Origin of the sequence: Paenibacillus sp. FSL R5-0914 (genome assembly GCF_038004525.1) — a bacterium.
Lineage (GTDB): Bacteria > Bacillota > Bacilli > Paenibacillales > Paenibacillaceae > Paenibacillus_AQ.
On sequence record NZ_JBBORH010000002.1, the window covers coordinates 1,049,368 to 1,073,427 of the forward strand.

Genomic DNA, 24,060 nt, shown 5'->3' on the forward strand with positions numbered 1-24,060 from the left:
TAAGTCTGCAGCTACTGGTGATGAACCAGAAGTGCAGACTTTTTTATTTAGCTTAAATAATGATGCATGTAGAATTTGAGATTTGTACATTTGAATTTATTTAAATTTTTGATAAACTCACCCTTGTAACTGAGAATCATTATCAGTAAATTGATTTATAAATGAAAGGCTGGTAGATATGACAGGAAACAGACAATTATGTATTGGGTTGTCCTTAAATGCAACCTGGATGAAAGGAGACGGCTGGCGGCACCCGGATAGCGGAGTCGAAAAGATGGGGTCTATCGAATATTATATTGATTTGGCAAAAATGGCGGAGAATTCTAAGCTCGATTTTCTATTCAGGGCTGATTATCTGTATGTTAGCCCGCAGATGTTAGGGGATTCCTCTAATTTCGGCAGTCCGGACCCTGCATTGTTTTTTGCAGCGATAGCCCGTGAAACCGAGCGGATCGGACTAGTGACGACGATTTCTACCACTTTTAATCCGCCTTATGTTGTAGCAAGACAGCTTCAGTCTTTACACTGGCTGAGCAATGGACGTGCCGGCTGGAATATTGTCACTTCTATTGAAGGCGCCGATAATTTCAGCGATTCACCTATGCCTTCACCAGAAGAGAGATATGCCAAGGCAAAAGAGTTCACAGATGTTGTATGCAAGCTGTGGGAGAGTTTTCCGAATGAAGCGATTGTTATCGACCGTCAGTCGGGTATGTTCTCGGATAAGGATAAAGTGACTGCTATAAATCATTCCGGAGAATTTTTCAGTGTAAAAGGACCACTTACTTTGCCTGCTCACAGGTCAGGAACGCCTCCGCTATTTCAAGCAGGCGCTTCGGATATTGGGCGGAATTTCGCTTCTTCCATTGCAGATGCTATTTTTGCAGCAATGCCGGATATCGAATCAGGAGTGGAGCTAAGGAATGATCTGAGAAAAAGAGCGGCAGAGCAGGGACGTGATCCGGATGCCATCAGAGTTTTGCCGGGCTTATATTTTTTCCTGGCTGATACGCGCGAAGAAGCACTTGAATTACATAAGACCGCACATGCGAATTTAAGTCTTGAGCGCAGACATGCTTCGCTTAAATCGGTGTTAGGTCTTGATTTAACCGGTTATTCCATAGATAGGCGCGTAACTGCTGATATGTTACCCGATTCAAATCAGGCCGTCCGCAGCCGGACACATGCCGAACTATTGCGGCGGTATATTATCAAAAACCAGCCTACAGTGAAAGAGATCCTGGACAGGCCGGAGGTTGTCGGATCTGCTCATTGGGTATCTGTCGGGACAGTCGAGGATGTACTGAACGATATTATTGAGCGGTTTGAAGCGGGGGCTATGGATGGCTTCATCGCCTTGCCGGGCGGTTCAGAACAATCTATGGAACTGTTTTTTGAGAAGCTGGTACCGAAGCTGGTTGAGAGAGGCTTGTTCCGAAGTGAATATACGGGGTGCACTTTTCGTGAGCATCTAGGGATATAAAAAAGAGAGTTGAGGCGATTGAACGATGCATGAAGAGGAAATGTTTGATGTTACGATTATTGGCGGCGGTCCAGCCGGATTATTTGCTGCATTTTATAGTGGACTCCGCGAAATGAAGACCAAAATCATTGAATTTCAGCCTGTACTTGGCGGCAAGGTGCATGTTTATCCGGAAAAGATGATCTGGGATGTGGGAGGCTTACAACCTATTCTTGGCTCGCAGCTTATTGAACAAATGGTTGCGCAAGGGATGACGTTCCAGCCGGAGGTTGCTTTTAATGAAAAGGTCACATCCATCTCGGAAGATGAAGCAGGTTACTTTATATTGCACACGGCCGCAAACCGGAAGCATTTCACTAGAACTGTAATATTGGCCATTGGAGGAGGCATTCTGAAGCCGATCAAGCTTGAAATCGAGGGTGCCGAAAGATTTGAAATTACAAATTTGCATTATACGGTGAAGTCACTTGCCCGCTTCAAAGAGAAGACTATTCTAATATCGGGTGGCGGACATTCTGCTGTTGACTGGGCGAACGAACTGGCCCTGATTGCCAAGAAGGTGTATTTAACGTACCGGAAAGAGAACTTAAAGGGGCATGAAGCCGATATTTCACGCTTGGCGAACAATGGCGTAGTGTGCTTGTTAAATACTTCAATCGAAAAATTGATTGCCACACCGGATCACGAAAAAATAGGGACAGTACTGCTAAAAAGCAATGACAACGGAGAAGCATTTGAGCTGTCCGTTGATGAGGTCATCATTAATCACGGTTATGAACGCGACAAAGAACTGCTGGTGAACAGTGAAATTAAAATTGATCTGTGGGAACATCGGATTTCAGGATCAGCAATGAGCGGGACATCCGTGCCGGGCATTTATGCGGCAGGTGATGTTCTGCATCATGAAGGAAAGCTGCACCTGATAGCGGGAGCGTTCCAGGATTCTGCCAATGCAGTAAACCAGGCCAAACAATACATCACGCCGGAGGCAAATTCGACCGGGATGGTGTCTTCGCACAATGACCTGTTCATACAGAAAAATCGTGATTTAATGAAGCATTTATACAGATAGTAATGATAACAACTCAAGGGGGAGCCAAATGAATAGACTATTTGGATGGATTGCATCCTTAATTATAATAGCAGGATTACTGGCTGGATGTTCCGAAACTTCAGTCACATCTGCACCTGAAGTCGGCAAGATCGAGGAAGCGGGATGGCCAAGAACAATTACAGATGCCAGCGACAATGGAGTGGTGCTCAAGACACGACCTGAGCGGATAGCGGTTCTTCATCCTTTGTATTTGGATTACTTTTTTGCTCTAGATACGCCTCCAATCGCATCAACTAACGCAGCAGAAGCAATGAAAGATTTCGCTACTTTACAGCCTTATGCCGGAACTGCTGAGATTATTGATTTGGGCAATAGCAATGCGAATCTGGAAATGATCATGGATGCAAAGCCTGATGTGATTGTAACCTTCAAGGGTTCTGTTGATAGCAATTATGATGAGTTGAATAAGATTGCACCTGTCATCTTAATTGACTACACCGATACCTGGGAAAAAACGACGATGCTGTGTGCTCAGATTGTTGGAAAAGAGACGTTAGCAGAACAAGCCATTAAGGAAACACAAGAAATGATAGCCAATACGAAAAAACAGTTAAATAGTCTTGAAAATAAGACCTTTGCCTTGCTACGGGTCGATGGAAAAGCCAATTTTAATGCTCAAGGCTCTAAAAACACGATGTACTACAATCAAACTGTGGGCTTTGGGTTGTTGCCACCAAAGGGATATCCCGAGGAGGGCGGGGCTCTTTCTCTGGAGGGTCTATACAGCATGAATCCCGATTATATTATTATCCAGCATGATATGGATATCGCAAAGGCGGCCATCAAGGAGAAGGAAACTTCAAAAGCGTGGAACTCACTGGAAGCAGTAAAAAACAATCATGTTCTTATCTTTGATAATTCACTAAACAGCGCAAGTATCCTGGCTGTCCGTTTAGCTGCAGATCATTTCCTGCAATTGGCGGCTGAACAATAATTTATTATACAAAAATCCGATTGACGCTGCTGGGCGCAATCGGATTTTTGTTATTTAGATAAATATCTTGACCTGTTGTTTGGTGAAAATAAAATATTAGATTGCAGCTGTTGTCGTTCCAATAACGTTCCCCGTTAGCATAATCACCTTAAGCGACAAGGTCATCTTACCGTCTGGTAAACGAGGCCTATGGCTCCAGAATCAAAGGTTTTGTTTTCGATTAGCTTAAGATTGATCTTCTCCTTGAGACCTTGGAATAACGGCAATCCCTTACCGATCAGAACGGGAGAAACCGTAATTTTATACTCATCAATTAAATCAAGCTGCATGAGGTGGTGTGCGAACCTAGGACTGCCGAGGATAACCATATCCTTGCCTGGCTGCTGTTTGAGGTTATTGATCTCTTTCTCGACATCTTCTTTCACGAGTCTGGAATTATTCCATTCGACTTTCTCCAGCGTCGTGGAAAAAACGATTTTAGCTGTCTTTTCGATCCACTCGGCATGATTCCGTTCATGCTGCGAAGCTGATGGGTTCGAAGGCACAGATGGCCAGTAGCTATACATCATCTGATAAGTCCCACGTCCCCAAAGGACAGTGTCGGCAGTACTCAGAATTTCTTTCGCATGTTTCTCCAAATCAGCATCATAGGAAACCCAGCCAATGTCCATTTCACCATTCGGCCCTTCTACAAAACCGTCAAGCGATGCGTGAAGAAATAGAACGAGTTTTCTCATTTTCAGTTCTCCTTTGTTCATGAGTGATATTTACACTATACATTAACTACATTTTAGCAGTTTTCTTCAGTCTAGACCTTTATTATCTTTAGACAACTGTTATTGATAATGGTTATCATTTATGATGATCATTAGACAGATAACGGAGGGGTAGTCATTATGCACATCAACAATCAAATATTTCTTTGGGATCAAGCGACCGTCAAGTTATTGGATGTACGCCAAATTGAAATGGTTCAAGGCGAAATTCTTCAAAAATATAAGATTCCTGCCAGTATTTTTTTACTTTCGGTACATGGGAGCGCTCAAGTTCAGTTAGATCAGGCCGAATTTTCTTTTACAGGATTTCAAATCCTCCATAGCGGGAAAGGGGCGACCCTCAATATTGTTCCGACAAGCAAAAAATTTGTTTACTATATCATTTACTACCGTGCATGGATTCATGAAGAGGATCCCTTCCAAATACAATATTGTTTTTCCCCTGATGCACCCATTTTACTTTATAACAAAATTCAAATGATGCATCAAAAATGGAACAGGCAAGAAGAGAGACTCCATGTTAAATCACTGTTTTATCAATTCATTGATCAGGTTTTAAAAGAATTACATAGACAAGAGACTGAGGTGAAACAAACAAGTGTTGCAGTCCAAGTCATCACCTATATCCAGGAATACTATGCGGAGCCAATCACATTAGATTCTCTTGCGGAAGTATTTAATTTCAGTGCTTATCATTTGTCATCATTGTTTAAAGAGTACACAGGTATGAGTCCGATTGATTACTTAATTCGTTTTAGGCTTGAACGGGCAACAGAGCTTTTAATGACAACAGAGGCTTCTGTCGGGGAAATTGCAGGAAGCGTTGGTTATAAAGACGTTTATTATTTCAGCCGAATTTTTAAGAAAAGAAAAGGTGTATCCCCTGCACATTTTAGAACAAGAGAGTTACAGGCACATAAAGTTGCTGAAAGTCCATCAAACTTCCCCACATCCTCTATTTTTGAACACATCGTTCAACAGTATATTAATAATGATAATCATTATCATAATACGGAAAAAGGGGAATTACATATGTTTAAAATGACAAAATCTCAGACGACGGCAGCTTTGCTGCTTTGCGGTTCTCTATTATTAGGCGCTTGCTCAAGCGGGACGGGCACAGCTGCGAAGGAGCAGAGTACTAGGAATGGAACCGTTAATCAAACAGTATTAGAAGAAAGTTCGAAGACTCGAATAGTATCAACGCCAAAGGGAGATGTGGAAGTACCTGCAGAGCCGAAAAGAGTAGCGGCTGACCAATATATGGGACATTTATTGAAATTAGGAATTGTACCCATCGGAGCAAGAACGTTTATGCTGGATGAAGGCTGGATGGAAAAGGCGGACATACCGAAAGAAACGATCGAGAAAATTGAAGATTTAGGGGATTTTCCTTTAAATTTGGAAAAATTAACGATGCTAGATCCGGACTTAATTATCGGTTCGATCGATGAGAACATAGAACAATATGAAAAAATTGGGACCACTGTTTTTCTGCCTTATTGGGAGGGGTTAAAAACAGCAGGGCCGCTTGATAAATTTAGGAGTGTAAGCAAAATATTCGGAAAAGAAAAAGAAGCAGAAGAATGGATTACGGAATATGAACAGAAAGTAGCTGAAGCAAAGTCGAAACTTACCGGGGTTATCAAGGAAGGGGAAACCGTTTCGATTGTTCAGTTTTCACAAAAGGCCGTGTACGTCTTAGCGGCAAAGGGCGGAAATTATGGTTCTTCCACTATATACAATATGCTGAAGCTGCCTCCAACAGAAAGTGCCAAAAATATGGCAGAGGGGTTTGAATCCATTTCACTTGAAGTGCTCCCAGAATACTTAGGGGATTATGTTTTTGTTTATAATGGCGATGCTGATGCAACAAATGAAGCAATGGAAAGTAACATATGGAAAGGCATCCCTGCAGTGAAAAATGGCAAAGTTTATTTGTATGGTGATAACTATCATGATGAATTCGTAATGGAGGACCCTTTTTCATTAGAGCTTCAGCTGGATACGATTGTTAATTTATTACTTGACACTACTAAATAATTTAATAGATATGGCACATCTGAACGAAACGGAATTCACCTCCTGAATAAATAAAAAAAACGCTCCGTTTGGACTGTGGATCAGGCCGTTCCTGATAGGAAGTGGAGGAACTCCGAGAGTGAGGTTGTCCGGTACCACATAAGGCTTTGTCCTATGAGCAAGTGCCTTGGTCGGCATCATCCACATAATAATTCCAAGCGCAGCATTCAAAAGAGGATTTATATCAATGGATATTAATGACATTGACATCTACAGGTTTTTCTAAAATAATAGAATGTAATTGAATACTGGTACCTTTAATTCAGTCCAGAGAGGCTGACAAGGACAGCGGATTTTTATAATCACGTGAGAAGCAGGGCATATTCCGTCAAGGGATGCTCTGTGTCTTAGCGCGGATTGTGATGAACAAAAGAGGCTACTTGTCAGTTTGATCTGACGAGTAGCCTCTTTTGTTTCTGCTTTTTTGGTATCAGGACACTTTATACTGGGGGTATTCTGATGAGTAAACAAGATCAAGAGTTTTCGTGGCAAGCGGTGCCGAAAACGCAGAGAAATCATTTTGGAAAGACGTTCTCCGTCATGTTAGCATTCACTTTCTTTTCCGCAAGCATGTTGGCAGGGGGAACGTTAGGGGTCAGTTTGACATTCATGGAGTTCATTGGAATCGTGCTTGCCGGTAATCTGGCACTCGGCATCTATACCGGAGCACTGGCACATATCGCTGCCAAAACAGGTCTTTCCACGCATTTGCTTGCAAAATATGCGTTCGGTGAAAAAGGCTCGTACCTTCCTTCTTTCCTGCTTGGCTTCACACAGGTCGGATGGTTCGGTGTCGGTGTAGCCATGTTCGCGGTACCTGTCGCCAGAGCGATGGACTGGAATGTGTACCTTTTAATCTTCGTGTTTGGTCTTGCAATGACGGCATCAGCCATCTTCGGCATGAAGTCGCTCGTCATTCTGGGTTATATAGCAGTTCCGGCCATTGCTGTTCTCGGTGGTTACTCTGTGTTCGAAGGAGTAAACACGCTGGGTGGTCTGCAAGGGTTGCTCGATTACTCACCAACAGAGTCGCTCACCGCAGCAGCAGCATTGACCATTTGTATCGGGTCATTCATTAGCGGCGGAACGTTGACGCCCGATTTTGCCCGGTTTGCCAGAACATCCCGGCAGGCGGTTACTGCAACGGTCATTTCGTTCTTTTTAGGGAACTCACTTATGTTTCTCTTCGGTGCAGTCGGCGCAATGGCTTATAATTTGGCAGATATCTCGGAGGTCATGTTCTTGCAAGGATTGCTCATTCCTGCGATCATCGTACTGGGGCTGAACATCTGGACAACTAACGATAACGCACTTTACGCTTCCGGGCTGGGCTTTGCCAATATCACTAAAATTTCGAAAAAGTTTTTCGTTATCGTTAACGGCATCGTGGGTACCGTATTTGCCATGTGGATGTACAACAATTTCGTTGGTTTCCTGAATGTGCTGGGCGCGGCGATCCCGTCCATCGGGGCGATCATCATCGCAGACTATTTTATTGTGAAGCGCAGAAACTACCAACCATTTGCCGACATGACCTTCAAAAATGTAAACTGGATCGCGATGGTAGCTTGGGTTATCGGCGTGGCCTTCGCCCAGCTGGCTCCAGGAATAACACCACTTAATGCACTGATTGGAACAGCGGTTGTATACACCGTGATAATGCTGATCGTTGCTAAGAAAGAATCCAAAGAAAAGGGGAATAAAAATGATTATACAGAACGCAAAATTGCGGGGTAAAGAAGGTTTATGGAATATTGTTGTGAAAGATGGGAAGTTTGAGCTTATCACGCAATCAATGGAACTAACTGCGAATGAGGAAGTAATTGATGTTAACGGCTCACTTGTGCTGCCGCCGTTCATTGAACCTCATATTCACTTGGATACAACGTTAACAGCAGGTGAGCCGGAATGGAATTTGAGCGGAACACTGTTTGAAGGCATCCAGCGTTGGTCAGAACGCAAGGCCTTCCTGACGCATGAAGACGTCAAAACGCGTTCCAAAACTGCATTGAAGTGGCAGATCGCGCAGGGTATCCAGCATGTACGAACACATGTAGACGTTACTGATCCAAGCTTGACCGCCGTAAAAGCGATGCTTGAAGTAAAAGAAGAAATGGCACCGTTCATTGACATCCAGCTTGTCGCTTTTCCACAAGAAGGTATTCACTCCTTCCCGAACGGCGTGGAATTACTAGAAGAGTCGCTGAAAATGGGCGTTGACGTGGTGGGTGGTATTCCACACTTCGAATTCACAAGAGAATATGGCGTTGACTCGATGAAGGTTGCGTTTGACCTCGCTGAAAAATACGACCGTCTGATCGATATCCATTGCGACGAAATCGATGACGAGCAATCCCGTTTCTTGGAAGTTGTAGCCAAAGAAGCTTACGAACGCGGGCTTGGCTCCCGTACGACAGCAAGCCACACGACGGCGATGGGGTCATACAATGACGCATATACGTACAAATTGTTTAGATTACTGAAGATGGCTGACCTAAATTTCGTCTCCAATCCTCTGGTTAACATCCATCTGCAGGGACGCTTTGACACTTATCCGAAAAGAAGAGGGTTAACTCGCGTCAAAGAACTGCTGGAAGCGGGACTTAATGTATGCTTCGGTCACGATGACATTTTTGATCCATGGTATCCGCTTGGCACAGGCAATATGCTTCAGGTGCTGCACATGGGTATTCATGCTTCTCAGTTGCTCGGATACGATCAAATCGTAAATTCAATCGATCTTATTACGAAAAATAGCGCAAGAACGTTGAATATCGAGGATATCTATGGCATTGAAGTAGGTAAACCTGCCAACTTCATCGTTCTTGAAGCAGAGAACGAGTATGAGACCATTCGTAAACAGGCCGGAGTACTTTATTCGTTCAGAGCCGGCCGCAAAATCGCGGAAACAAAGCCGCGGGACACTTCGATCATTCTTGAGAACGGTTCGGAGAAGATTACTTTCAATAAATAATCGAATGAAGTATGTGCTCCATCAAGCAGAGCCTACTTTTTAGCCAAAAATCCCTTCATGATAGTCAGGAATATATGAGATCACGTGATTGTGAACTCTTCCTGTATACATGGGGGGATTTTTTAGTGTCTAGTGTAGGACACAGTTCATGAATCAGTACTTCAGCACAGTAAAATTTGTTATAAGTACATTCAAAAGAGAAAAAAGTGGGATTTTATATATTGGTTGTGATAACCGTTTTTCAATAGACGATGTTTCACTCAGCTAACAGGCAGTTTACAATAACAGTGCATGGAAATTTATGGGGTTAAAAATGGAAAGAAGGTTGAGAACATGGGAATGCGTGGTTATTACTTTGCAATGGATGACAATCTGGTGCAGAAAATCGCAGTAGGAGACATTGCATTGAAGAGTTTGAAAATAGACGATTATCCCGGACTGGACATTGATAGATCCTGGGAGGCGATTCACTACTTGCTTTGTGGAGATATCTCCGATGGAGATGCGCCTCTTGGCTATGTTGTTCCACTGACGTCAGAAAGAGCCATCGATTTTGGCTCATACGGGGCTTTTTCCTTACGTGCCGAGCAAGTTGCAGAAGCGCTTCAGGCTATGTCTACGCTGGTTGAAGCACAGCTCCGTTTGCGGTATAATTTCCCGGCCATGGTCAAGAACGAGGTATATCCTCTAGATCCTGATACTGTTTCAGACGAGGATAAGGACGAGTTCTTTGCTTACATGCTTCAGCATTTTAACGAAATCCGGCGTTTCTACAGTCAAACTGTAGCGAAGGGCAAAGGTCTCATCTTCTATATTTTCTGATTCCAATAATTTGAATCATTCAGGGGCTAATATATCAAATAGTGCTAAACTAACATGAAACGTTAGTTCAATTAAACAGCGACAGTCTAGGACTATATTTTTCGTCCTTTGCTGTCGCTGTTTTGTCGCTGTTTTAATTCTAGGGTCAGTCTATTACTTTACTTGCCGCTGAAAGTTGTTATATTTTTGTAGAATCACTTAGGACGTTCCGGACCTAAACTCCAGTATCACTAAGACTTTTTTCATAGCTTATTTCCAAGATTCGACCTTGTTTTCACCCACTGTATAGGCCGAAAGTATAAATTTACAACACTTTACAAAAATCTATGTTTTTCCTAATCCTTATGAGATAGCATATTAGACGAAAGCGGTGGACAATTATGGAAAAATCCACCGATCTATATCTTAAGGAGGATGAATATGAAGGAGAAGCGTTCAGGTTGGAATAAGAAGCTGCTACAAAGCATGCTGGTTGCATCTGTTGCCGTACCCCTGCATTTGTTCGCATTCGGAGCCGGCTCGGCAATATACGCTGAGGGGCCAAGCGACCCCGCCCCATTCATTGAAGCCAAAGTGGTCAACGAGCATGCAGGCCAGAAAATTCTGTTTGACAATACCCACGCGCAGACGGCCGGAGCGGCCGACTGGGTTATTGATGGCGCTTTTTCCGATTTTGGTAATGCGCTTGCGCAAGAAGGCTATTACGTCAAAGAGCTTCGTAAGACCACTCCGATTACGCTAGGCGATCTTTCCAGCTATGACGTCTTCGTCGTGGCCGAATCTAACATTCCATATAAATCCAGCGAGCAGGCAGCTATGGCGGAATACGTGGAGAACGGCGGCAGCATCTTCTTCATCGGCGATCATTACAATGCGGACCGCAATAAGAACCGCTGGGACGGCAATGAGGCATTCAACGGTTACCGCCGCGGAGCTTGGGACAACCCGGCCAAAGGCATGAGCACTGAAGAGGCCGGTTCCGCGGCAATGCAAGGCGTGGTCAGCTCCGACTGGCTGGCGGAAGAGTTCGGTGTCCGGTTCCGCTTCAATGCGCTTGGTGACATTAACGCCACCAACATCGTGGCTCCCGATCAGGCCTTCGGTATTACATCAGGAGTATCAAGTGTAGCCATGCATGCCGGCTCCACGCTGGCAATCCTCGACCCGACCCGAGCGAAGGGCATCGTCTATCTGCCGAAAACCAACAATGCTTGGGGCAACGCGGTGGACCAAGGTGTCTACAATGGCGGCGGCGTAGCGGAAGGTCCTTATGTGGCCGTGGCGAAAAAAGGTGCCGGCAAAGCCGCCTTTCTCGGCGACTCCTCCCCAGTCGAGGATGCCACGCCGAAGTATTTGCGCGAGGATACCGGTGCCAAAAAAACGACTTACGATGGCTTCAAGGAGGCTGACGATGCTGAGCTCCTGGTGAACACGGTTAACTGGCTCGCCGAACAAGAGAGCTATACGGATTTCACCAAGGTAAGTGGCCTGACGCTGGATCAGCCGACGCAGCTGCTGCCGTTCGAAGAGCCGGCGCTTTCCACTGAGCCTCAGCCAGAGCCATGGGCCGCTCCGAATGCCGGCTACAAATGGTTTGACCGCACCAGCTACAAGGCGGGCTCTTACGGCGGACCGGCAGCTACTGCAAGTGCGGTGTACAATTTCACGCACCAAACGGTGCTGCCGAACGCGCAGGATTTCCAGATTCGTGTCAGCGCAGATAATCTCCCTGCCAATACGAGCGTATCAGGCTTCCAATTGGGTATCTACCAGGTGAGTAGCGGTGCCCAGATCGCCAAGATCCAGAACAGTGACGGCACTTGGCCGAGTAGCTATGCTTACAGCGCCAACTTTAGCCTGACTTCAGACTTGAACGGCCATGCCTACAAAGATCTGACCGTACAGATCAAACCGGGCACCACGGCTGCATCCAATCTGCGTCTGCGCCAGAACGGAACGAACCTGAAGACCGAATCAGTAACGCTCGGTAACGTCCCAGCAGAACCGCTTCCGGACGAGGAAGATCCGATTCCAGCGACCGTTTCCATCGGCGAAGCCCGGACCAAGATTGTTGGATCCTTGGTGACGGTTGAGGGGATCGTAACGACTGAGCCGGGTATTTTCGGCGGGCAAACCTTTTATCTGCAGGATGAGACCGGCGGACTTTATGTCTACCAGAGCCAAAGTGGCTTCCATGCCGGCGACACGGTCAAGGTAACAGCGTCCACGGCGCTGTACAATTCGGAGCTAGAGTTGACCGAAGTTGTGCAGATCGAGAAGAGCGGCACTGCGAAGCTGCCCGAGTCCGTTGACGTGCCGGCTGTGAACGATACCAATCAAGGTCAGCTGCTCAAGCTTAAAGACGTGAAAGTGACGAATATTATCACAGCCACTCCAAGCGGTTCCTTTGAATTTGACGCCATCGCCGATGGCGGGACAAGCAATCACATCCGGGTGGATGCCCGGACGGGCATCACGAAAGACAGCTTCCCTTATGCGGAAGGACAGAAGCTCGATATTACGGGCGTAGCCGCGATCTTCAAAGACGTATACCAACTCAAGCCTAGAAGTCTCGGAGACTTCAGTATTGTGGAAGAAGTGGGGGCTCCAGTAACGACGGCAACCCTGTCGGCAAATCCGAACGCTGCCGGCTGGTTGAACCAGCCCACCGAAGTAACCCTGAAGGCCGACTCCGATACAGCTAAAGTTTATTACTCGCTGAACGGCGGTGCGGAAGCCGTATACAGCACTCCGTTGGTCGTAAGCAAAGATGGACGGCATACGCTGTCTTATCATGCGGTTTCGGGCAAGGGAAAGGCGGAAGAAACTAAGACACTGAGCCTTAATATCGACACGGTTTCACCGACAGCCGAGCTGACGGAGTCCGGTCATGCGGTCGGAGATGTGGAGGAGGAGGCCCAGCTTAAGTTTGTATTGGCTGCCGAAGATAATCTGTCTGGCGTCACCTCCAAGCAGCTTCTGCTGGATGGACAGCCCATAGCCGACGGACAGATCCTGAACGCTGCGGAGCTGGGTGCCGGGTCCCATACTGTAAACTACGTCGTGACCGATGCCGCAGGCAACACTGCCGAAAAGAGCTACACGTTCCAAATTACTGGCGGAGCGGCACTTGCAACTGACAAGCCTGGACAGCCTGTGTTGTCCTCGAATAGTGGCTACGGTTATGGACTCAGTGACGGCAACTTTACCGTCACCATGAACCTCTGGTGGGGCAATAACGCTACCAGCTACAAGCTATATGAGAATGGCACACTGATCGACTCCAAGTCTCTGAAGGATGTATCTCCTTCCGCGCAGACGGCAAGCACAGCGCTTCACGGTAAGCCGAATGGCACCTATATATACACAGTGGAGCTTACCAACAAATACGGCACAAGCAAGAGCCAGCCGCTCACGGTGACGATCCGCGATGCCGCACCGGGCAAGCCGGTCCTGACCCATGACAACTGGGACGGAGATGGCTCTTATAAAGTAACTATGAATTTGTGGTGGGGCACTAATGCCACAGAGTACCGCCTTTATGAGAACGGGCAACTGATCGACACGCAAGCGCTAAACGCCAACACGCCTTCGGCGCAGAGCGCTACGACTGAAGTCACTGGACGCGCTTCCGGCAATTATGAATACCGGGCGGAGCTGGTTAATGCAGCGGGAGAGACCATAAGTGATATCATCAAGGTAACCGTCAACAAATAATACGATGAGCGTTTTAAATCTTGTAAGAAGTATTCCAAGGTGTTGCATTCCGATTTGCTGTTGATCTAAATATGTCTCCAGGAGGTACTTATATCTTTCAGATATAACGCCTCCTTTTTGACTTGTTCATATTCCGTTCATATTGTCGTCACGATGAGTACATCTTAGTTGATTACACTTTGAATATGTCGTCAAGGCGGCACTTCAGATACAGAGACAAGGAAGGGAAGAGATGAACGTGGCAAATAAGGTAGAAATAAAAACAACTGGGACTAAGAGCCACAAGAAACGGAACCTATGGTTAAAAATAATCGGAGGTATTGTAGGGGCGCTCGTGCTGTTCATGGGCATCGTTTTTATCGTTGATGCAATCAGCGATGGGGTAGAGAAAAAGAAAATCGAATCCTATGGCCAGTATGTCAATGTGGATGGGAAAAAGATGAATGTGCTCATTCAAGGCAGCGGAGAACAAACCGTTGTACTCCTACCGGGACAAGGAACCCCGTCACCTGCACTTGATTTCAAATTGCTGATCGATGAAATTACCCCTAATTATAAAGTCGTGTTGGTCGAGCCTTTCGGTTATGGCTTGAGCGATAAAACCGAGAAGGAAAGAACGACGGAGAATATAGTAAGTGAGGTTCACGAAGCTTTGCAGCAACTGGGTTTAGACAGTTACATTCTAATGGGACATTCCATCGCGGGGCTTTACGGAGCGACCTATGTGAACACTTATCCGGATGAAGTTCTTGCTTTTGTCGGCATCGATAGCAGCGTTCCCAATCAACCCGGGATGGATGTCAAATTACCTTTGAAATCCATGCAATTTCTTCAAAAATCAGGTCTGATGAGATTGTTCCAAAAAGTGAGCGGAGATGCGTATAAATCGCTTGCATTTGATGAGCATACCAAAGAACAGATGCGTTTGATTTCGAATCAAGTCGCGACCAATCCAACGTTGATGAATGAACTGAGCCACCTCGGTTCCAATTTTAAAAATGGAGAAAAACTCACAATGCCAAAAGACTTGCCGTTGCTTCTCTTCGTTCAATCGAATAATGAGCACAATAAACAGTGGATTCCGCTTCATGAAGAGCAAGTCAAACAATCCGCACAGGGAAAAATGATCCCAATGGAAGGTTCTCATTACCTGCATCATACAAAATACAAAGAAATCGCTGAGGAATTCAAAGCTTACATGAAACAAATCCAATTGTAGTGTTTATAATTGAACTGCGGAGCCGATATTGAAGTGCACCCTCTAGAATTTCATCGGATAAACCAGGGGGTTTATCCGATGTCTATTCTAAGGGGTGCACTTCATAATGCATTAGGGTGTTTTTGTTTGATTCCAATTCTTGTGTCACATCTGCCGATCAAGAGAGAATCAGCGCTAAGGTCCAAGTACTTGTCCTACAAGGAACTGTACACCGATTTAATCACCTACAATTTCGTTCAGTAAAAGTTCTTCCGTTAACGCATAGCGGTACAGCCGAACCTCGTCGATTAGGCCGTTCATTGTGGAGGACGAGTTATGTCCGGCGGTCAACGACAGTTTGTTCGAGATGTTACCTCCGAGCAGCGAATTATTTTCTCCAACTAATATACCGTCTACATACAGTCTCAGTCCCGTGTCCCGATCCGCTACAGCCGCGACATGATGCCAGTTGCCGTCTGTATACGTCTGCGTCGATTGTACGACATCGGCGGTGCTACCGTAATCGAGCCAGAATCGAATTGTATTGTTGCTCTCGATTCGCAGGGTATAGGAAGCGTTAGTATCCCCTTTATTTACGATGTATTTCGGCGTGCCGACAACATTGGTTCTAAACCAAGCGGTCAGGCTAAAGTCTTGATCTGTGCCGAAGTCGTACAAGCCGGAATCCGGATCACCAAGCTTGACGAATTGTCCACTTCCCGAGAATTGGACAGCTCCACCTGATTTACCTGATGAGCTGCGAGCCATGCCGTTCAAAAGCATCCCGTATTCGTAATCGCTTATATCGTTGGCTGTGATAATGCCGCTTCCCACCGTCGGTTCGTCAAAGCTCCAGCTGCCAGCGACACCACCAAGAGCAAGCATCTCATGTTCTTCTAAGACATAATTGAATAATTTAACCTCAGAAATCAGCCCCTTTAACGTCAAAGCTGAATTAGAACCAATCGTCAGGGGGAGGTTGCTAGCTATGTCGCCTCCCAGGAACGCAGACGATTGCGCGACAATCAATCCGTCGACGTACAGCCGTAGTCCGGCATCGCGGTCTGCCGCGCCAGCGACATGATGCCACTTACCGTCCGCTAAGGAAACGGCGGACTGTACTGCATCGAACGTATTCCCGTAATCGAGCAAGAATCGGAGTGAGCCGTCCGCTTCGAAGCGAAGCCAGAAGGAGCCGTTGGTATCGCCTTTGTTCACGATATATTGGATCGATCCGGTATGGCTTGTCTTGACCCATGCCGAGACAGTAAAGTCTTGCGTCGAGCCGAAGTCAAACGAGCCGTCCGCAGAATGGCTAAGGTTGACGTGATCGCCAGCTTGGGAGAAGCTCAGTGCTGGACCAAAGTGCCCTTCCGCGCCCGGTACTGCACCTGAGATCGAGCCGTCGTGTCCTGCACTTGATGTATCGACGGCCGTCATCCCGGCTGTTTCGTTCAGCGGCCAGCTCCCGAGCAATGAACGGTTCCACCAGATACGCGACACGATGGTACTGTTAGGCTGGAGCGAATTCCACTCATTGCTGGTCACAATACTCAGCTCTGGCGTAACATCCAGCGTGCCAAAGTTCCCGAGCTGCGCACGGTCGGTCGTGTTCGGCATCACGTTGTGCTCTGTTTCCTTCTTAAGCCTAAGCGTTTCCGGATTCATCTTGGCCATCCATAGAGGCGCCCGATATCGGAACACATCCGAATTGACGGAATCTTGCCGAGTATAAACGAGATACAAGCCGTCCGGTCGCGTAATCCAATGCATCTGCGTATTCATGCTACCGACGATGGGAGTGCCGTCTTCCCACTGTAGATCAACGGCGGGCTGCCAGTCGATACCGTTGACGCTCTTGGTCAAACGATTATTCGTGTCATCACGGCTCGTCAGGAAGTATTCGCCGCCGAACATGGTCAGCGAAGCCTCGATACCTGAACGATTGCCGTGTACGCCGGTGTTCGGGACCGTACCGCTCATGCTTTCGTATATCAACGAGGTCCCGTCGAAGGAGGCGGTCACAACTTGCAGCGCGCCAGAGCCGGAGGTCGAATGGATCGGCCATAACACCTTGCCCGTCTGCTCGTCTATGTGTGGATAAGAGCTTCCCGCATGACCGAATACTTGTGGCCAATCAAAGAGTTGCCAATCTGCACTCCAGGCTTCGATAGTTGGGTCGAATACGGCGTATGCCGGATAGGTTTGCTTTTTGCCGAAATTGGCGTCGTACGACTGCGCCATGCCAAGCAGTATGATCTTGCCGGTTGCAGCATGATAGACAGGAACGGGATCGATGAGCATGCCCCTGTAGCCATTCGGAAGTGTCTTCCAATCGTATTGCGGGATAACGTTGTAAGGCGTCCAGTTGTCACCAAGATTAGTGCTGACCGTGTAGGCGATGTCATAAAACACGTCAGAGTGGTTGTCGTTCAAATCTTTGGATGCCGTGCACAATATCGCCGGAGTGCCATTTTGACCTTGTCCCGGCAGGGTGGCACAACGCGTATGAGACCACCAGAAATCATTGGTGCCATCATTTGCATAGATCCGTTTCGGATCGACACGGTAACCAGTAGCGGCTGCTGGCACAGCCAAAGCCGCCATAAGACAAACGAGCAGCAAACAGGAAACAGCTTGTTTCAAAAGAATCATCAGCTCCTTGGACATAAAATATAAAGCGCTTACATTAAGAATCATACCAAATCAACTCTTTCTAACCTATTGGATAGAGTCTAGATTTGGTAGATTATATTAATCTTTTGAGCGGTATGGCTGATCAATTTTGGCGATTGCGGTATTCGGTCGGTGTCAGGCCAGTCCTTTTTTTGAACAGACGGCAGAAATATTTCTCGTCTTGGTAGCCGGAGCGGAGTGCCACCTCATAGGTTTTCAGAGAGGTTTCCGCAAGTAATCGTCTCGCTTCGGCAAGCCGTATTTCGGTCAAGTAATCCGACAGGTTGATGCCTTGGACCTGCTTGAACAAAAAGCTTAGATAGACGGGCGACAAGTAGACTGCCTGTGCTGCTGTCTCCAGCGTCACATACTCCCTAAAATTATCCTCAATAAATCGCTTTGTCTTTTCCACGATAGCGTTTTTACCGACTTTGCGAAAATCGAGGGTCCGCCGCAGAAGTACGTCCAGATAGCGTCGCATTTCTTCCACTAACTGCTCCAGCGTAGACGTCTCGAAGAACATCGTAATTTGACCTGCGGGAAGCAGTTCGTCGAGTGCCAGCTTCGGGTGCATGCCCATCAGCGAGTCCGCAGCTGCCACCATGTGCTGGAGTGCAATGGATTTGGTCACTTGTACAGGATAGTCGCGGCTCTTCAAATGTTGGATAAAGTCCTCTAACCATCGGGTGAGCTGATCAGGATTACCGACTTTGAGCGCAAGTTGAAGCGCTTCGTCAACTGGAGTGGAAGCTGGAAACTTCTGATTCGGTGAGACGGTATTTTCCCATTCCAGATCCTCAACGAACACGACCTGGTTTTGACCGGTATAGTATTTGTACTCCAACGCCGTCCGAGCCGATTGATAGAGATGTTTGCCCTCCGTATTGAGGCTCATCCCTTGCACCGATACCCCGATCATCACCATATAGTGAAGCGCCTCGCGCAGATTACTTACCAGTCTGCACAAATCCTCCCGAAACTGAGCCTTCTGCGACGGTGTGACATTGGCCTGCAGAATGAATCGGTTGTGCTCAGGACAAATTAAGAATTTGTCAGGCCATGCCGCAAGCGTCTCCTCAGCTATATTCATAACAGCAAAGTTCATCAACTGCTGATCTTCGTAAGAGTAGTTTTTCGGAAAGTCTGGATCTTCGTCCAACTCGATGATTGCTAGATATACGGGACCGATCCGTAGAGGGATGTGTAGGAACTCCGTTTTTTCCACGAACAGATCGTCGTTGAAGCAGGCGCCCTCCAGCAAAGAAGTAAGAAAACGGAAACGGATCAGCGGCAGATGGTCCTTAAGTTGACTTTTGAGCTTTTGCTCATCTTTCCATTGCTGTTGGATGGATAGGACAACATTCAGCAGCTGGTCGAGATCCGGTGGCTTTAGTAAATAATCCAGGGCGCCTAGCTTGAGCGCCTGCTGTGCGTACGTGAACTCGTCGTGTCCGCTCAAGATGATCGATTTAACCGGCAGCTCCCGCGCATGGATTTCCTGCAACAGCTCCAGGCCAGTTTTGCCCGGCATCCGGCAATCCAGTAACAGCAGATCGGGCTTGTCTCGCTCGATAAGCTCCAGCGCTTCATCTCCGTTATCGGCAGGCGGAAGCCAAGTAAAACCATGCTCCTCCCATGGAATAAGGGCACGAAGGGCTTGAGGTACGATGGGTTCGTCGTCAATGACCATGATTTTCATAAAGCAGCCTCCATTGGTTTTCGTCTGATATGAGCGGGATAACCAGCATAACACGCGTGCCATGCCCCAGTTCACTCTCAATACGTAGTGCGTATTCCGGCCCGAACATCATCGTCAGTCTTTCATTGACGTTACGGATGCCATAACCGGTGCCGCTGGTATCACTTTCAAGCAGAGAACTTGCCATCTCCGGTCTCATGCCACATCCATCATCTTCGACGACGAATTCAACCCGCTGCTCGTCCAGTTTTCTTCCTCTGATCGAGAGCGTGCCGGGCTGTGCCCGCTTTGTACTAAAGGCGTGTAGAATCACGTTTTCCACCAATGGCTGCAGCAGTAGCTTCATCATATAGAAGTGAATGATGTCAGGATCGATCTCATAACAAGGAATGAATCGGTTCGGAAAGCGGGCATATTGGATATGAATATAGGCCTTGACCTGGCTCAGCTCCTGACGAATCGTATAATAATCTTTACCCTTGTTAAGAGAAAGACGGAAGAGCTCAGTCAGGGATTGCGTTACCTGGGCTGTATTATCATCACCGTTCATTTTCGATTTAAGGAAAATATAGTCCAGCGTATTGTACAGAAAGTGCGGTTCGATCTGAGTCTGAAGCGTCTTAAGTTCAATCATCTTTTGTTTTGTTTGACTAATGTACACTTTCTGAATGAGACTGTTCGTTTCCATGACCATATCATTGTACTTTTGGGTAAGCAATCCAATCTCATCTCGTGAGGTGACATCGACATTCTGGTTGAAGTCGCCCCGTTTGAAGTTGTTCATGGAACGGAGTAACTTCTTAATCGGTTTTGTAATACTGCGCGATAGGAATACCGAGCAGAACCCGACGAGAGCGAGCAGCGATACCGATAGGGCGAGAGTTACATTTAGCATGATTCGGTGTTGGCTACGGATAATTTCCAGCGGTGTGAGGCTTACAATGTTCCAAAGATATGGTTCCACGACCGTACTGGCGACGGAATAACGCTTTCCGTTAATATCATAGATCTCCGAATGCGACTTAAGTGAAAGCTGCTGCTTGAGTTTCAGATCGTCCATCAGTGTTTTTTTTAATCCGTTGTCCTGACTTTTGCTCGATACAAGATTGTAGTTGTCATCAAAAATAAAGGTGTTAGACGAGCGCACAATCTCAATGTCCTGAATGATATTGCCGATAGCGTCACGATTAACACCCATAAAAAGCAAGCCGAGCTTGTTGTCCGGGTCATATAAATCGACGATCCGCCGTCCAATCATAATTTCATTGTAGCTGTGCCCGAATGTAAATAGGGGGGTGCTGTAATACGTCCAGAATGCCTCGCCGTCCCGGGAAGCAACAGCGGTGTATAGCGGCATCTCAGCGAAGTCTGAATAAGGGATGACCTGCCGGAAAAACTCGCTGAAATCGCGGTACAAAAAGCCGTTTTGGCCGTAGATAACAAGGAAGCTAACGTATTTTTTGGCGGCTTTGATGTTGTCGAGATAAGCAAGTGCGGCAGCCTGTTCAGTGTTGACCGGTCCGTTATAATCCCGGCTGAGCAAGCTTTGTAAGCTAACGTTATTCATAATGTAGGAAGTAATGTCTCCGGCGTCGTCTAGCATCAGCTTGATGTTATTGCCGATCAAGCGTACCGTCTGGGCTTGATTTTGCTCCGTTTCCTTCTCTAGAGAGGAGGTGGCGGTCCGAAACGAAAAGAAGCCGAGCGTCAGCAGCGGAATGAGGACGAGTAATACAAAGGATACGAACAGTTTCGTTTGCAGATGTCTGAATACGAACATGGAAAGCCTCCCAACAGGCGGCGCTTGATCATCCGCATAGGAAAATAATGTTATAAGCAATTTATACTGTTACATTAGCAAATCCTTTCTCTACATTCAATATGGAGGTAGAAGATCGAAACCAGTTACTTGACGAAGTCCACTAAACCTTGAAATTGCCGCATTGTTGCGTATCGAATCTGCGGGTAAGATGGGATTGTGCACAAGCAAGACAAGTCCAAACGGGAGGATGATCAGATATGCGCAGGGGGAAAAAGAGATTTGGGTTCGGCGCGGTGGTTGTTGCACTGTCGCTGTTAGCGAGCGGATGCGGAACATCTGGCGGGAATAACGCGGCAGAGAATGGAAAGAACAGCCAGCCGCCATCGACGGCGGCAAGCGGAGAGGCCATCGACTGGAACACAGTCAAGGCTGACATCCGGTTCGTCTATCCGGGAACTTCGGAGGCGGAGAAAGAGCTGGCTGAACAATTCAAGGCGAGAATGAAGGAAAAATATCCGAACGTCAATATCGAGTACATGTATCTGTCGTGGGCCGATATGGAGAAAAAACTATCCGTCATGTTAAATTCGGGGGACGTCCCGGATCTCACACAAACGCAAGACATCACCAATTTGGTTCGATTGAACGGCTTGGAAGACTTGACCCCCTATTTTGAGCAAGAAGGCGAGCATTTGAAGAAGGACGATTTTCTGCCGGGTACGATGGAATATGCCCAAGAGGACGGCAAACTGTACGCTGTACCGAATCTAGCGAACTCCTTCACGATGATCGTCAATGAGAAAATGCTGAACGAAGCAGGCATGAAGCTGGAGGACTTGCAAACGTGGGAGGATGTTGAGAAAGCAGCCAAGGCGATGACGAAAGACGGCAAGTACGGTTTCGGCTATCCGCTTGGAACAGCCCGGTTCGCATTCCGTGTGCCGTTCACGGCCGCATATAGCAATAATCTGCTGCTGAGCGATACGTCAGCTGAGAGCAAAAACAAATACCTGGAAACGCTTCAGCATTTCAAAAATCTGGAGCCTTATCAGCCGAAAGCGCATCTGACCTGGGGGTACCCGGAAATGTTTCGCGCATACAGCAATGGCGAGGTTGGCATGATTGCGGCGGGAACGTTCTTTACAGCCAATGTATACAGCATTAACCCAGACATCGTCAATGTCTCCCGTACGATTGCGTATCCGAAGGGGCCTTCAGGCACATCAGCCAAAGCGCCGGTATCGAACGTCGGTATCGCGATGTTCAAGGACAGTAAAAACAAGGAAGTCGCCTGGAGACTCATTCAGGAATGGTCATCCCAGGAATTCAACAGCACGGCAGCGTCCGTCGTCAACGTGACGGCGATCAAGAGTACAAGCCTCGATGAAATTATCAAGAAGTCAGAAAAAATTTATCCAAAAGCGATAGAGGGACACAAGACGATGCTGAACGACTTCAGCAAGCTGCTGGATGAATCCGGCGTTCCGATGGACAAAATTCCGGGACAAAGCGAGATGGAAGTCATCGTTCAGGAACAGATGGCCAAGCTGCTTAACAACAAAGTGACGGTAGAAGAGGCATATGCCTCCATCAAAGACGGCATTGACAAAATCAAGGCAAAACTGGAATAGGCCAGACTCCGTTGGAGCTGCATGCCGAGCCATTGCAGCTTCACAGGATGTTATGGGACCGGTGAAGGAAAGGAAGCGTAAGAAATGTCCGACATACTGAGGCTAGATAGGCAGGATCCGCCGCTCAACCGACAGCGGGGACGCGTTTCGGCGTTTTTTCGGGAATTCGGCTTCGGGTATTTTTTGCTGGCGCCCGTCGTCCTTTATATTGTGGTATTTCAATTTTATCCGCTTGTGGAAACGATCCGGCTGAGCTTGTACGACTATTCGCTCATCTCCGGACGTGGCATGTCATTCAACGGCTTCGGCAATTACAAGGAGCTGCTCGTGAATGACGGAGCTTTCTGGCAAATTTTCTGGAACAGCTTCATCTGGGTTCTGGGTTCCACTGCCCTTCAATTCGCGATTGCAATACCCGCCGCAATTATTCTGTTCAGCAAGATACGGTTCAGAGGGTTGTGGCGTGGATTGATGATGGTTCCATGGGTATCGCCGGTCGTCATTATCGGCATTGTCTGGAAGTGGATTTACGACGGTCATTACGGACTATTCAATCATTATTTAAAAATGTTTCACTTGATTTCGGAAAATATCGTCTGGCTTGGAGATGAACAACTGGTCTGGCCCGCACTGCTGCTAACGTCGGCGTGGAAGGGATTCCCCTATATTACGCTGATGATGCTATCTGGACTCACGGGCATCTCCCAAGAAATGATTGAGGCGGCGCATATGGATGGGGCTTCCGCGTGGCAGAGGTTTACCCGGATTACGCTGCCAATGCTCAAGCCGATCATGTACGTGACCGGGCTTGTCAGCATTGTCTCCTCCTGGACAAAATTCGAAATGATATGGGCGCTGACGAACGGTGGACCGGGCTATTCGACCAGTATTTTGCCGACGTATTTATATACGAATTCATTCGTTTACTTCGATCTCGGCAAAGGTTCGGCCATCGCTACGCTGTCGATGGCGATAGTATTGATTCTCGTCGGTATTTACTCGCGTCTGTTCGGCCGAAACCTAGAATAGGCATCAGAGGAACGATATTATACCCGATTAAAACGATGTTCTAACGAGTCTTAGTCCTGCTTGTACTATGCAGGATAGTACCACTAACAACGATGCATGATTTGAGGTGTGACTTATGAAAGAGTCTTTTGCTCAAAGAACGGCAAATTATGTCTGGCTGGCG

16 protein-coding genes are annotated in these 24,060 nt (G+C 47.0%); 12 read left to right on the forward strand and 4 right to left on the reverse strand.

Annotated elements, in window-relative coordinates; all coding sequences use genetic code 11:
• Positions 1-178: 178 nt before the first annotated feature.
• The 3 genes from MKX60_RS20840 to MKX60_RS20850 are packed head-to-tail and all read left to right on the forward strand — an operon-like array spanning position 179 to position 3,531.
• A complete protein-coding gene (locus MKX60_RS20840) occupies positions 179-1,483 on the forward strand; it encodes an NtaA/DmoA family FMN-dependent monooxygenase (protein ID WP_076299806.1) in 1,305 nt (434 codons plus the stop codon).
• A 25-nt stretch (positions 1,484-1,508) separates the two neighbouring features.
• A complete protein-coding gene (locus tag MKX60_RS20845; protein ID WP_076299807.1) occupies positions 1,509-2,555 on the forward strand; it encodes an NAD(P)/FAD-dependent oxidoreductase in 1,047 nt (348 codons plus the stop codon).
• Positions 2,556-2,583: 28 nt separating this feature from the next.
• A complete protein-coding gene (locus MKX60_RS20850) occupies positions 2,584-3,531 on the forward strand; it encodes an ABC transporter substrate-binding protein (protein WP_076299808.1) in 948 nt (315 codons plus the stop codon).
• 161 nt (positions 3,532-3,692) lie between these two features.
• On the opposite strand, the gene MKX60_RS20855 is transcribed toward MKX60_RS20850, so the two are convergent.
• Positions 3,693-4,268, reverse strand: a complete 576-nt coding sequence (locus MKX60_RS20855) for a dihydrofolate reductase family protein (RefSeq protein ID WP_076299809.1) — start codon at positions 4,266-4,268, stop codon at positions 3,693-3,695.
• 159 nt (positions 4,269-4,427) lie between these two features.
• On the opposite strand from MKX60_RS20855, the gene MKX60_RS20860 reads away from it, so the two are divergent.
• The 6 genes from MKX60_RS20860 (at position 4,428) to MKX60_RS20885 (ending at position 15,121) form a co-directional block, all read left to right on the forward strand.
• On the forward strand, positions 4,428-6,350 hold the full coding sequence (locus MKX60_RS20860) for an AraC family transcriptional regulator (RefSeq protein WP_341060853.1): 1,923 nt from the start codon (positions 4,428-4,430) through the stop codon (positions 6,348-6,350).
• A gap of 498 nt (positions 6,351-6,848) precedes the next feature.
• Positions 6,849-8,126, forward strand: coding sequence for a cytosine permease (gene codB, locus MKX60_RS20865; protein WP_341060855.1), 1,278 nt, complete (start codon positions 6,849-6,851; stop codon positions 8,124-8,126).
• A complete protein-coding gene (locus MKX60_RS20870) occupies positions 8,095-9,363 on the forward strand; it encodes a cytosine deaminase (protein WP_076299812.1) in 1,269 nt (422 codons plus the stop codon). The genes codB and MKX60_RS20870 overlap by 32 nt, the downstream gene beginning before the upstream one ends.
• 333 nt (positions 9,364-9,696) lie before the next feature.
• Positions 9,697-10,185 carry a YfbM family protein gene (locus tag MKX60_RS20875; protein WP_076299813.1) on the forward strand — a complete coding sequence of 163 codons (489 nt, stop codon included), beginning with the start codon at positions 9,697-9,699 and terminating at the stop codon, positions 10,183-10,185.
• A 420-nt stretch (positions 10,186-10,605) separates the two neighbouring features.
• Positions 10,606-13,902: a chitinase N-terminal domain-containing protein gene (locus MKX60_RS20880; RefSeq protein ID WP_445670765.1), complete on the forward strand. Its 3,297-nt coding sequence runs from the start codon at positions 10,606-10,608 to the stop codon at positions 13,900-13,902.
• Positions 13,903-14,134: 232 nt separating this feature from the next.
• Positions 14,135-15,121 carry an alpha/beta fold hydrolase gene (locus MKX60_RS20885; protein ID WP_076299815.1) on the forward strand — a complete coding sequence of 329 codons (987 nt, stop codon included), beginning with the start codon at positions 14,135-14,137 and terminating at the stop codon, positions 15,119-15,121.
• 216 nt (positions 15,122-15,337) lie between these two features.
• Here MKX60_RS20885 and MKX60_RS20890 read toward each other — a convergent pair whose 3' ends face one another.
• Positions 15,338-16,540, reverse strand: coding sequence for a LamG domain-containing protein (locus tag MKX60_RS20890; RefSeq protein WP_179086708.1), 1,203 nt, complete (start codon positions 16,538-16,540; stop codon positions 15,338-15,340).
• Between the two features lie 675 nt (positions 16,541-17,215).
• On the opposite strand from MKX60_RS20890, the gene MKX60_RS20895 reads away from it, so the two are divergent.
• On the forward strand, positions 17,216-17,779 hold the full coding sequence (locus MKX60_RS20895; protein WP_179086709.1) for a hypothetical protein: 564 nt from the start codon (positions 17,216-17,218) through the stop codon (positions 17,777-17,779).
• Positions 17,780-17,879: 100 nt separating this feature from the next.
• Here the strand turns inward: MKX60_RS20895 and MKX60_RS20900 are convergent, their stop codons facing one another.
• The gene (locus tag MKX60_RS20900; protein WP_076283717.1) at positions 17,880-19,475 is read right to left on the reverse strand and encodes a response regulator; all 1,596 of its coding nucleotides are present in this window, start codon (positions 19,473-19,475) and stop codon (positions 17,880-17,882) included.
• Positions 19,456-21,255 carry a sensor histidine kinase gene (locus MKX60_RS20905; protein WP_341060857.1) on the reverse strand — a complete coding sequence of 600 codons (1,800 nt, stop codon included), beginning with the start codon at positions 21,253-21,255 and terminating at the stop codon, positions 19,456-19,458. The genes MKX60_RS20900 and MKX60_RS20905 overlap by 20 nt, the downstream gene beginning before the upstream one ends.
• A gap of 239 nt (positions 21,256-21,494) precedes the next feature.
• Here MKX60_RS20905 and MKX60_RS20910 point away from each other — a divergent pair, with 239 nt between their 5' ends.
• Entirely contained in the window at positions 21,495-22,868 is a 1,374-nt protein-coding gene (locus MKX60_RS20910) for an ABC transporter substrate-binding protein (protein ID WP_076283715.1), read from the forward strand.
• An 84-nt stretch (positions 22,869-22,952) separates the two neighbouring features.
• The gene (locus tag MKX60_RS20915; protein ID WP_076283714.1) at positions 22,953-23,897 is read left to right on the forward strand and encodes a carbohydrate ABC transporter permease; all 945 of its coding nucleotides are present in this window, start codon (positions 22,953-22,955) and stop codon (positions 23,895-23,897) included.
• Positions 23,898-24,060 lie beyond the last annotated feature (163 nt).